At 32.9% G+C, this 11,737-nt stretch carries 10 protein-coding genes; 1 reads left to right on the plus strand and 9 read right to left on the minus strand.

Annotated features, from left to right (window positions below):
- A partial coding sequence (locus ACP6PK_RS15650) for a type ISP restriction/modification enzyme (protein WP_426560624.1) occupies positions 1-2,310 on the plus strand: 2,310 nt, incomplete at its 5' end.
- A gap of 414 nt (positions 2,311-2,724) precedes the next feature.
- Here ACP6PK_RS15650 and ACP6PK_RS15655 read toward each other — a convergent pair.
- The 9 genes from ACP6PK_RS15655 to ACP6PK_RS15695 all read right to left on the minus strand — a co-directional run bounded on the left by ACP6PK_RS15655 (position 2,725) and on the right by ACP6PK_RS15695 (position 11,567).
- Positions 2,725-3,183 carry a Spy/CpxP family protein refolding chaperone gene (locus ACP6PK_RS15655; RefSeq protein WP_426560626.1) on the minus strand — a complete coding sequence of 153 codons (459 nt, stop codon included), beginning with the start codon at positions 3,181-3,183 and terminating at the stop codon, positions 2,725-2,727.
- A 531-nt stretch (positions 3,184-3,714) separates the two neighbouring features.
- Positions 3,715-5,058: a glutathione-disulfide reductase gene (gor, locus tag ACP6PK_RS15660; RefSeq protein ID WP_426560628.1), complete on the minus strand. Its 1,344-nt coding sequence runs from the start codon at positions 5,056-5,058 to the stop codon at positions 3,715-3,717.
- 549 nt (positions 5,059-5,607) lie between these two features.
- Positions 5,608-6,558 carry a class I SAM-dependent methyltransferase gene (locus ACP6PK_RS15665; RefSeq protein ID WP_426560630.1) on the minus strand — a complete coding sequence of 317 codons (951 nt, stop codon included), beginning with the start codon at positions 6,556-6,558 and terminating at the stop codon, positions 5,608-5,610.
- Positions 6,559-6,635: 77 nt separating this feature from the next.
- A complete protein-coding gene (locus ACP6PK_RS15670; RefSeq protein ID WP_426560632.1) occupies positions 6,636-7,358 on the minus strand; it encodes a class I SAM-dependent methyltransferase in 723 nt (240 codons plus the stop codon).
- A 54-nt stretch (positions 7,359-7,412) separates the two neighbouring features.
- Entirely contained in the window at positions 7,413-7,592 is a 180-nt protein-coding gene (locus ACP6PK_RS15675) for a hypothetical protein (protein WP_426560634.1), read from the minus strand.
- A gap of 80 nt (positions 7,593-7,672) precedes the next feature.
- Positions 7,673-8,323, minus strand: coding sequence for a class I SAM-dependent DNA methyltransferase (locus ACP6PK_RS15680; RefSeq protein ID WP_426560636.1), 651 nt, complete (start codon positions 8,321-8,323; stop codon positions 7,673-7,675).
- A 1,023-nt stretch (positions 8,324-9,346) separates the two neighbouring features.
- Positions 9,347-9,610 (minus strand): (2Fe-2S) ferredoxin domain-containing protein, encoded by a 264-nt coding sequence (locus ACP6PK_RS15685; protein WP_426560638.1) that lies wholly within the window; start codon positions 9,608-9,610, stop codon positions 9,347-9,349.
- Positions 9,611-9,751: 141 nt separating this feature from the next.
- Entirely contained in the window at positions 9,752-10,732 is a 981-nt protein-coding gene (locus ACP6PK_RS15690) for a cysteine synthase A (protein ID WP_426560640.1), read from the minus strand.
- A gap of 235 nt (positions 10,733-10,967) precedes the next feature.
- Positions 10,968-11,567, minus strand: coding sequence for a Uma2 family endonuclease (locus tag ACP6PK_RS15695; protein WP_426560642.1), 600 nt, complete (start codon positions 11,565-11,567; stop codon positions 10,968-10,970).
- Positions 11,568-11,737: the final 170 nt, after the last annotated feature.

An 11,737-nucleotide genomic window follows, 5' to 3' on the forward strand; every position in this document is an offset into this window, starting at 1 on the left:
GATGGTGAGATTGTTTCGGGGGGAGGGTCGTTTTTATCAGAAGAGTTGACGGATAAAAATTTCCCTCACAATGACAACTTTTCTAATACTACTGATAATGATAATTTAGCTGAAGTAATTTCTAATGATGGTGAGATTGTTTCGGGGGGAGGGTCGTTTTTATCAGAAGAGTTGACGGATAGAAAAACTATTCGCAATGACAACTTTTCTAATAATACTGATAATGATAATTTAGCTGAAGCAATTTCTAATGATGGTGAGATTGCTTCGGGGGGAGGGTCGTTTGTATCAGGAGAGTTGACGGATAAAAATCCCCCTTGCAATGACAACTTTTCTAATGATTTAGGAATTTATCAACGTTTTAATGGAATTGTTTTGACTGATACTTTTCAAATGTTTGAAAATGAAGGTTATGAATTTCCAGAAATTATCGAAAGTGTCTTTCCTGAAAATAATCAACGGGTGATTGAGCAAAAGAAAAAGGAGATTACTGTTATTATTGGTAATCCTCCTTATTCTAGTGGTCAAAAAAGTGAGAATGATGGGAATAAAAATCTTAAGTATGAAAGGTTAGATGAAAGAATTACTGATACTTATGCTAAATATTCTAGTGCTACTAATAAAAAGAGTCTTTATGATTCTTATATTCGTAGTTTTAGATGGGCAACTGATAGAATAAAAGACAAAGGTATAGTTTGTTTTGTGACTAATGGTTCATTCATTGATAATAATGCAATGGATGGTTTGAGAAAATGTTTAGTAGATGAGTTTACGAGTATTTATTGTTTTAATTTAAGAGGTAATCAAAGGACTTCTGGAGAACAATCAAGAAAAGAAGGAGGTAAAATTTTTGGCTCAGGTAGTCGTGCTACTATTGCTATTACTTTATTAATCAAAAATCCCGATAAAAAACAGGAAAGTAAATTATTTTATTATGATATTGGTGATTATTTAAGTCGGGAAGATAAATTAAATATCATTAAAAACTTTGGTGATATTTCAACTATCAAATGGCAAGGAATAACACCGAATGAAAATTATGATTGGATTAATCAACGTAATGATGATTTTGAAGGTTTTATTTCGTTAGGTGATAAGAAAGATAAAACAAGTAAAACTATTTTTGATGTGTATTCAAATGGAGTCAAAACAAATCGTGATACTTGGGTTTATAATTTCTCTCAGCAATCAATTATTGATAATATGACTAGAATGATTTGTTTTTATAATACCCAAGTCGAACAGTTTAATACTTATTTAAAAGATCAAAAAGTAAATAATAATAAAGACAAGGAAAAGTTGCTAGAATCCTTTATTGATACAGATACAAAAAAGATTAGTTGGTCGAGTAGTCTTAAACAACAGATGCAAAGATTAAAATTTCTAGAATTTAAAGAAAATTCTATTTTACAAAGTATGTACAGACCATTTTGTAAACAATGGATATATTTTGATAATTATCTGAATCATAGAGTATATCAAATGCCGAAAATATTTCCTAATCAAGAATTGGATAACTTAGGAATTTATCTTACTGGTATAGGGGAAACTATTAAAGATTTTTCTGCATTAATTGTCAATGTTATTCCTAACTTACAATTACATTCTGTTGGTCAATGTTTCCCCTTATATACCTACGAAAAACAAAGCGAATTAGGCGAACTATTTGCAACAACCAACACAGAAACATACACCAAAAAATCAAACATTCCCAACACTATCTTAAAAGACTTCCAGAAAGAATATCAAGACAAAACCATCACCAAACAAGACATCTTTTATTACACTTATGGAGTTCTCCACTCCCCAGAATATAAACAAAGATTTGCAGCAGACCTAAAAAAAATGTTACCCCGCATTCCCTACACCAAAGACTTTTGGAAATTCAGTAAAGCAGGAAAAGAATTAGCATATTGGCACTTAAACTATGAAACCATAAAACCTTATGAATTAGAAGAATTTAAAAAAGACTTATTCTTAAACGATGAAGATTATCGAGTCGAAAAAATGACATTTGGTAAAAACAAAAACGGCATAGATAAAACCATCATCATCTATAACAGTAAACTCACCTTATCACAAATTCCCCTAGAAACTTACCAATATATAGTTAATGGAAAATCAGCTTTAGAATGGGTAATAGAAAGATATAAAATTACCAAAGATAAAAATAGTGGAATAGTCAACGACCCCAATAACTGGTCAGAAGATTCCCGTTATATAGTAAACTTAGTAAAAAGGATAGTCAGAGTCAGTTTAGAAACAGTCAAAATAGTCAAAAACTTACCTCCATTAAACGAGAGAAAATAGCGATAGAACTCCGTTCCGCTTCGCGATCGCTCCTCTCCATTTCAAAACTTAGGCAAGAAAATATTTTGTCTGGTTACAGCGCTTTTCAGATTGATAAACCACATCGCCATAACCAAAAACCCTATAGGGACGTTGCATGCAACGTCCCTACTGTGGTCTACCCAAATGAAAACCGCTGTAATAGTTATAATAAAGCTCATAGTATTGCTTTAGTCCTAAGTCTAGATTAATTTTTATATGGGCTAGAGCAAAACTACAAACTAATCCCCACACTCCCCTACCTAGCGAGTATTACCGAATAATTAAGGTTTAAAGCGTCTCCTTTCAAGGAAAAACAAGAAAAAATTTTCCTTTTATTCAATCCTCTTCCTTTTAGGGAGAGGTAATTATCAATTATCAATTATCAATTATCAATTATTGAAGAGATTCCCGACGTTGCTGCATTAACTTAGACCACTGTTGTAATTGTTGGGGAGTCAAAACTTCTCTAATTTTTAGAAGAGTATTAAATTGTAATTCTGCTAATTCTTGTCTCAACTGTAAAACTTCACTATGTTTTTTGCGTAATTGATTATCATTTCCTTTTCCAGTAATCATTGTATTTAATTCTTCCTGAACATTACGCAAGTTTTGTAAACTTTGTCTGATTTCTTGTTGATTTTCCTCACGAATTCCAATAATTTTTTTAGTTTGCTCATCGGTCAGATTTAGTTGTTCAAATATCCTATTTTGATTTCTTCCTGGACGTTGTACTTGGATAGTTTGGCTAAATTTTTCAGAGACATTATTATAATTAGGATTTGCTAAAACAGAACTAATATTTAAAGGGATAACCAATAATCCTAATACAGCAGAAATCAAAACCTGAGACATAAAATTTTTCCTCTTAATAATTTGTCTGGAGCATCAACCTTTTCAGTTATAGCGCTACGCGCTAGGGAATAGGGAATAGGGAATAGGGAATAGGGAATAGTAAACTGTCAAAGGATTTTCCTAGGTCATGCTGCGCAAACAGGATTTAGAAACTTCCTAATCTTTACTTCGACTGCTATATCAGTTATCAGTTATCAGTTATCAGTTCAACATTTTTTCTAGTTTTATAGCTATGAGATAATGATTCCTGAAAAAAACTGTAGGAGTTTAGTTTTCAAATCTCATCAATTATCAGTTCAACATTTTTTCTAGTTTTATAGCTATGAGATAATGATTCCTGAAAAAAACTGTAGGAGTTTAGTTTTCAAATCTAATTTTTGCCAGGGTTTGGAGACCAAACCCCTACAATAAAATGTTAAAACATAAGCGCAGACTATCCTAAACTAAGAATTTAATTTCTAACTTTTGTAAGGGTAATTCGTGTTTGCGGAAAATTCCGCAGAAAATCACTCCTACTAAATTCTAAATTCTTTAACGTAAAGTCACAAACTCTTCTGAAGTAGAAGGGTGAATACCAATAGTGCGGTCAAAGTCTGCTTTGGTTGCGCCCATATTTACAGCGATCGCCATACCCTGAATAATTTCACCAGCATCTTTACCAACCATGTGTACTCCTAAAACTTGATCAGTATTACCTTCAACTACCAATTTCACCATTACTTTATCTTCTGCACCTGTCAAACTGTGGAACATTGGGCGGAATTTTGCGCGGTAACATTTGATAGAGTCACCAAATTTTTCTCTTGCTTCTGTTTCTGTCAGACCTACTGTTCCTCCTTCCGGTTCTGAGAAAATAGCAGTGGGGATATTTTCTAGAGAAATTGCTCTGGGAATATTACCAAATTCGGTATCAGCAAAAGCGCGACCTTGAGCAATAGCAACTGGAGTCAAATTTGCTTTATCTATACAGTCTCCCACAGCGTAAATATTTGGTTGAGTTGTACGACAGTTGTTAGTAACAGCAACTGCACCTCTGAGTGTTTCGACTCCAGCATTTTCTAGATTCAAACCTGCTAAGTTTGGTTTCCGACCAGTTGCACAGAGAAATGTATCGACTATTAAAGGTTCAGCGTTTTCTCCAGTCAAGTGAACTTTTAACCCTTCTGGTACTTTCTCAATTTTTTCTATATTGGTATTGGTGCGGAAGTTAATCCCATGTTTTGCCATTCCTTCCTGAATATTGCTACGGATGTCGTCATCAAATCCTCGTAAGATTAGGTCTCGACGAATAATTTGCGTAACTTCGGTACCTAAACCATTTAAAATTCCAGCAAATTCGACACCGATATAACCACCTCCCCAAACTGCCATTCTTTTTGGTTTTTCTGTGAGGTGGAACATTTCACGGGAGGTGACAGAATGTTCAATACCAGGAATATTTATTTTTTCTGGTTTACCACCAACAGCAATTAAAATTTTATCCGCTGTAAATTTCTTATCGCCTACTTCTACAGTATGGGGGTCAATAAATTTAGCATATCCCTCTATTAACTCTACCCCTGCTTTTTCTAGGAAACTGATATGTAATTTATTCAGACGTAGAACTTCTGTATTTACAGTATCTCTCAATTTATGCCAATCAAAACTAGGTTCTACCTCACTCCAACCATAACCCACCGCATCTTTATATAAGTGAGAAAATCTCGAACCATAAACCATTAGTTTTTTCGGAACACATCCTCTAATAACACAAGTACCGCCAACTAAATCATTTTCAGCGATCGCTACTTTTGCTCCATAAGATGCTGCTCTTTTTGAAGATGCTAACCCTCCTGAACCTGCACCTATTACAAATAAATCGTAATCGTATGCCATAATTTGATATCCTTTGATTCCTATACCATAAGTAGTCGGACAGAATTAATTACATCATGTCAATGATGCTAAATCTCAATTTTTTTGTCCATTTACTTATTTTGCTTAGTAGATTATAACATTTTGTAAATCAATTCAACTATTGAGATTTTAGTTAGGCAAACAAATTTTTTAGGTAGAAGGTTTTGTTGAACAAAATTAATTTCTCAAGTTTAAATACCAGCTCATTTTTTTTGTTAAAAAATAAACTTCTGTGGTAAGAATTTAGCTATTAGGATTATGGAGGAAATGCTTACCTTCTATCACATCCTAATTATTGCTCTGCTGATTAAATATCAAAGCATTTACAGATAAAGGTTTTAGCCTTTTTATATCTTGAAAAATTACCTATTTTTCATATCTTTATGCACGGTTCCCGAAAAATCAAAAAGGAGCGCATTTTGGGTAAGAGTTGAGCAAAAAAAATTACTCCCGTACGGACGCCCTTATGCAAGGTCCCTACCTACTCCCCCGCTCCCCTACTCCTTAAAAAAACTTTTTCTGCAAACCCTATTTCGGTTTCCGCGCTGTTACTGTGGGAAACATTCTAGCATTATCCCAAATAAATTCTATTTCATCAAAGCCTACAGTTTGTAGTTGTAATTTTGTGGTTGATGAACTCCTAAAGGCTGTAAATTTAACATCTAATATATCAAAAAATATAATTTTTGAAAGCAGTAAATCTTCTGAATTAATCTGACTCATATTCCATTCATAATTAGGGTCAATATCTGGAGATTTGGTTGTAAAGCTAGTTACTAATATACCTCCTGGGACTAATGCTTTGAAAAACTGTTGATATAATTCGGAGACTTTTTTATCATCAGGTTCATAAACATTTAAACCATGACTATTTAATAGTGTAAATTCATCTTCAAAAGGCAGATTCCAAGCATCTTCCTGATGAAATTCTACTTTTTGTGATAACCCATATTCTACTGCTAATTTTTTTGCCAATTCTAAACTTGCAGGGTCAATGTCAATTCCCACTAAACGAAAATTTTCTACACCTGTAAAATCCAACTTCAACAAATCTCTCATTATCCCACAAGGTAAAGAAGCAAAAACTATATTCTCTTGCACATAATTCTGAATTATTTTACCGAAATTGATATATCTTTGTTGCGTAGCAAGAACAGGAGGATTTCTCTCCAAAATAAACTTTTCTAATTCTTTTAAAGTACAATCTTGTGCATTAATACCACCAACTCTATACTGATGTTCCATCATATAATCTATCCAATAGCCATTTAAACCACGATTTTGTAATAAAAATTGCCCTAAAGGAAAATCTGCTAATTCATTAAGAAGTTCTAATTGTCTGGCAACAGTAACATGGGGTTTATCTCCAGTCTGAATAATTCTTTGTTTAACCCTTTCTACGGTTTCTTCAATAGTTTCATTTTGATTTCCATGAGAGAGGATACGTTGTTCATTAAATTCTTGAGATTGTTGATTCATTGACTTATTTCGATTAAATTACACTGTTGATTTTATTAACTGCTCAATATCTGTAAAATAAACAGCTTTTCCAGGGCTTATTTAGGTTTATGCGCTGTTACTGTAGGATATATTCTTGCATTATCCCAAATAAATTCTATGTCGTCAAAACCAACAGTTTGTAGTTGTAATTTTGTCGTTGATGAACTCCTAAAGGCTGTAAATTTAACATCTAATATATCAAAAAATACTATTTTTGAAAGTAATAAATCTTGTGAATTAATCTGGCTCATATCCCATTCTGAATTGGGGTCAATATTTGAGTATGGGTTTAAAAAGCTAGTTACCAATATACCTCCTGGTTTTAATGCTTGGAAAAACTGTTGATATAATTCGGTTACTTTTTCATCATCTGGTTCATAAATATTTAAACCATTGCTAGTCAATAGTGTAAATTCATCTTTAAAAGGCAACTTCCAAGCATCTTCCTGATGGAATTCTACTTTTTCTGATAAGCCATATTCTTGAGCTAATTTTTTTGCCAATTCTAAACTTTCATAGTCAATATCAATTCCCACTAAACGAAAATTGTCTACACCTGTAAAATCCAACTTCAACAAATCTCTCATTATCCCACAAGGTAAAGAAGCAAAAACTATATTCTCTTGCACATAATTCTGAATTATTTTACTGAAATTGGTGTATCTTTCTTGGGTGGCAAGAATACGAGGATTTTTATCCAAAATAAACTTTTCTAATTCTGTTAAAGTACGACCATTTGTATCAACACCACTAATTCTTCCCTGATACTGATGTTCCATTACATAATCTGTCCAATAGCCATTTGAACCTCCATTTTGTAATAAAAATTGTCCTCAAGGAAAATCTGATAATTCATTAAGAAGTTCTAATTGTCTAGCAACAGTAACATGGGGTTTATCTCCCGTGTGAATAATTCTTTGTTTAACCCTTTCTACGGTTTTTTCAAAAGTTTCATTTGGATTTCCATGAGAAAGGATACGTTGTTCATTAAATTCTTGAGATTTTTTCTTCATTGACTGATTTTTATCAAATCATACCATTTAACTATAATTTTTTTTTCAACGAAGCGATCGCCATCCCCAAACTAATATTTTCACAACTTCTGACAAACGAAATATAACCCACTAAGATTTCGACCAATACTATAATTATCAACTTCACATAAAAGCTGTTTCATTAATCCTATTTCTAACATTTCCTCATGCACTTTTTTCCACCCACTATCCTCATTTTCAAACCAATGTTGACGATAGGAAAAACAAAGTATTCCTGCTGGTTTTGTTACCCGAATAATTTCCGGTAAACTTTCTGGTGGCGCATTTCCAGGAGAGCATAAAGTTCCTGCACTAATAACAACATCAAAGGTATTATCAGGATAGGGAATTTCAGGTAGAATAGACTGTTTGAGTTCTTTATATAATCCTTTACTTCTAGCAGATTCTAGCATTCCTTCTGACATATCAATTCCATAAAACAAAGCTTGAACTCCCATTTCATTCAAAATACGACCTTGGTCACCAGTACCACACCCTAAATCTAGAATAGCTAAATTAGAAGAATTTCCAATCTGCTGATATAGAAGTTCGCAGCATTTATTTGCAGCATAAGTACCTCCTTCAAAAGCTTCACTATTTTGGTCATACCAGTCTATTAAAGGTTGATATTGACCTGTTTTTTCTACCTCTTCAGCAGTAGTTTTATACTCTGAAAACCACTGTGATTGATTACGTTTTGATTCTTCCATAAAAGACATTCCTTAAAATCTAGTTATCCTAATTTCATAACTATTTGCTACAGTGATGATTTAGGTATTCAATAATTAATAATTAGGGTTTGCTGATTAAACGTCAAAACATTCATAAATAAACGCTTTAGCTTTTTCAGGGTCTAAAAAAATAGCAACTTTTCAATCCCAAACCCTGGAAAAGTTAGTATTTTGGCGTGACTACGGCAGAAAAATCACTTCTTAAATTATTCCTCCCTACTTTCTTTGTCTTCCCAAACTCCCCACCTTCTCCATACTTTGCTTTTTTCAGCAAACCCTAATTAGCTCTTATTTTTCAAGAATAAGACTGCTTAAAAGGGAAACTTTTTTCTTTTTTATCCTTTAAAAGAGAGGCTTTAAACCCTGGTTATTCGGTAAAATCACCCTGTAATCTTACTACTGATTGAAGTTTTAGCAAGAATCTTTTTTGAAATTATTAGTAGGGCTAATACCAATTACCAAAAGTAATGCTATACTTCGACTATACTTCAACAGTCAAATATTTAGCAAGACTCAAAGTCTGTTTTTAACAATTATTAGTTAGTTAATATAGATTATCACTACTTTTCCTCTCCCCTATCCTCCCACACTTACCACACTTGCTCACCCAACCAAATATAGCAAGATTTTTGAGAAATGGTATAATATTTATCAGGTATAGCACTACAAATATAAGTTAGCACATAAAATCAGTAAATTCTAGAAAATAGTTTCTTCCTCTCCTAATGTTAATACAGAATTTCAAGTATTTGTATCACCTTAATTTGTAGTGCTATATTTAATTACTACTTAACCAAATGAAACTTATAATCAAGGTAAGCATTCAGGTTTCAGCTATTAGCTTTCAGCCATTAAATTATCTTTTCAGGAAAAATTCAGAGTTGCAAAATTGAAGGAAGATTAAAAGTTACTTTCAAAGTATTCTTTGCTAATTTTCCTCATCAATTACTTGGCATTTTTTCCTGCTTAAAAGCTAACCACTAATAATAAAATGCTTACAAATCAATAATTCAGTCTACTCAAAAAATATTGTTCCATAATTACTGAAACATTTTGAGGTTCAACATGACTATACCAAATTTCCTCTGGCAAAACTAAAACCATCGGACCACTGCCACATTTCCCCAAACATCCACTTTTCTCAACAGTAATATTAGGAATATCAAATGTCTGAAAAGCAGCTAAGACTTTTGCCGAACCTTGTTTCCGACAAGTGCGATTTTGACAGGCTTTTATTAGTCTGTCAAGCTTACTATTTTCTACCATAAATTATCAAAGTTATGCTTCATCCTTTCATTAATTTATAATGGATAATGAATAATTGTCTCTCTTTCAAACCAGATAAAGAAATCACAATTTCTTTTTTTCTCCTTAAAAGGAAAGGCTTTAAACGAAATTTATTAATTATCAATTATCCATTGGTAATAAATCTTTAGCAGCTAACCAATCACGATTAAATAATTTTGATTGATAACGGGAACCACTATCACATAATACAGTCACAATAGTATGACCAGGACCCATTTGTTTTGCTAAAGCTAATGCTGCACCAACATTAATTCCGACAGAACCTCCCATAAATAAACCGTCTTTTCTTAATAGTTGATAAACTACTCTTACTGCCTCTTTATCATCAACTCGAATCGCATCATCAATCGGCACATCTTCCATATTTTTCGTTACCCGACCATTACCAATACCCTCAGTAATAGAACTACCCTCAGTAGCAATTTCCCCAGTTTTCACATAACTATAAAGAGCGCTTCCCATCGGGTCAGCTAAAACAGTTTTAACTTGAGGATTTTTTTCTTTTAAAAATAATGAAACACCAGCAAAAGTTCCACCCGTACCAGTAGCAGCTACCCAAGCATCTACTTTTCCATCAGTTTGTTCCCAAATTTCCGGTCCGGTTGTTTCATAATGAGCGATTCTATTTGCCAAATTATCAAACTGATTTGCCCAGACAGCATTTTCCATTTCCGATGCTAATCTACCTGACATTTTTACATAGTTATTTGGGTCTTTGTAGGGAACTGCTGGAACAGGTCTAACCTCCGCACCTAAAGTTCTCAAAGCATCCATTTTTTCAATAGATTGAGTTTCAGGAATAATAATTAAACACTTATAACCTTTAGCATTACAAATATGTGCTAAACCTATTCCTGTATTACCAGCAGTTCCCTCAACAACTGTTCCACCAGGTTTCAGTAAACCTTTTTCTTCTGCATCTTTAATAATATAAAGTGCTGCCCTATCTTTTACGGAACCTCCTGGATTAAGAAATTCTGCTTTGCCTAAAATTTCACATCCAGTTTCTTCGCTGAAACTATTTAATCTAATTAATGGAGTGTTGCCAACTGCACCAATAAAGCCTTGTTTAATATCCATATTTTTTCCACCTACTATTGAGTATTTACAACATCAGATTTTACCAAACTTTGCTCATATTTAAAACAAATCCCCAATCTGAATTTATTTTAAAAACAATTGGATTTTCCCACATAATTTTCCCTCCTCTTTACCGAAAAATAAAGGTATAAAGCCTCTCACTCACCGTGGAGAAACAAAAAAAATTTCCTTTTATTCAATCCAATCCGTTTTAGGGAGAGGTAATTATCAATTATCAATTATCAATTATTGAACAAACTTTACTCATATTTAAAACAAATCCTGGCAATATTGTTTCCCCACTTACACTCTCAGGATTTTCTAAACATTCCGTCGGAAAATTTGGGCGATAAATATAAACTTTTCTCTCTTTTCTATCAATTAACCAACCTAATTTTACTCCCGGTTCTTCCATATATTCTGTCATTTTTGCTTGGAGAGTTTTTAGGTTATCTGAAGGTGACATTAATTCCACTATAAAGTCTGGGCAAATAGGAGCAAACTTTTCTTTTTCTTCTGGGGATAAACTATTCCATCTTTCTAATTTTATCCAAGAAACATCAGGGGATTTTTTTGCTCCTGTAGAAAGAGTAAATCCTGTACTAGAACTAAAGGCTAAACCTGTACCATCCTCATCTGACCAATTCATTAACTGTTGAATAATTCTGCCATCTCTATTTCCTGTTTCTGAACCAGCAGGAGACATAATTAAAAGTTCTCCAAACTTATTAGTTTCTATCCGTAAATCTCGATTAATTTGACAGAACTCAAAAAACTTTTCCTCTGTTATATTCCAATCTGAAGGTATTTTAAAAACAATTGGATTTTCCCACATAATTTTCCCTCCTCTTTACCGAAAAATAAAGGTATAAAGCCTCTCACTCACCGTGGAGAAACAAAAAAAATTTCCTTTTATTCAATCCAATCCGTTTTAGGGAGAGGTAATTATCAATTATCAATTATCAATTATCAATTATTGAACAAACTTTACTCATATTTAAAACA

The organism is Dapis hubbardiae BLCC-M172, assembly GCF_050016015.1.
GTDB lineage: Bacteria > Cyanobacteriota > Cyanobacteriia > Cyanobacteriales > Microcoleaceae > Trichodesmium.

Coding starts and splice junctions, on each gene's coding strand:
- ACP6PK_RS15655 (WP_426560626.1), bottom strand. CDS start 3,183: ATGTCTCAGGTTTTGATTTCTGCTGTATTAGGATTATTGGTTATCCCT.
- gor (WP_426560628.1), bottom strand. CDS start 5,058: ATGGCATACGATTACGATTTATTTGTAATAGGTGCAGGTTCAGGAGGG.
- ACP6PK_RS15665 (WP_426560630.1), bottom strand. CDS start 6,558: ATGAATCAACAATCTCAAGAATTTAATGAACAACGTATCCTCTCTCAT.
- ACP6PK_RS15670 (WP_426560632.1), bottom strand. CDS start 7,358: ATGGAACATCAGTATCAGGGAAGAATTAGTGGTGTTGATACAAATGGT.
- ACP6PK_RS15675 (WP_426560634.1), bottom strand. CDS start 7,592: ATGAAGAAAAAATCTCAAGAATTTAATGAACAACGTATCCTTTCTCAT.
- ACP6PK_RS15680 (WP_426560636.1), bottom strand. CDS start 8,323: ATGGAAGAATCAAAACGTAATCAATCACAGTGGTTTTCAGAGTATAAA.
- ACP6PK_RS15685 (WP_426560638.1), bottom strand. CDS start 9,610: ATGGTAGAAAATAGTAAGCTTGACAGACTAATAAAAGCCTGTCAAAAT.
- ACP6PK_RS15690 (WP_426560640.1), bottom strand. CDS start 10,732: ATGGATATTAAACAAGGCTTTATTGGTGCAGTTGGCAACACTCCATTA.
- ACP6PK_RS15695 (WP_426560642.1), bottom strand. CDS start 11,567: ATGTGGGAAAATCCAATTGTTTTTAAAATACCTTCAGATTGGAATATA.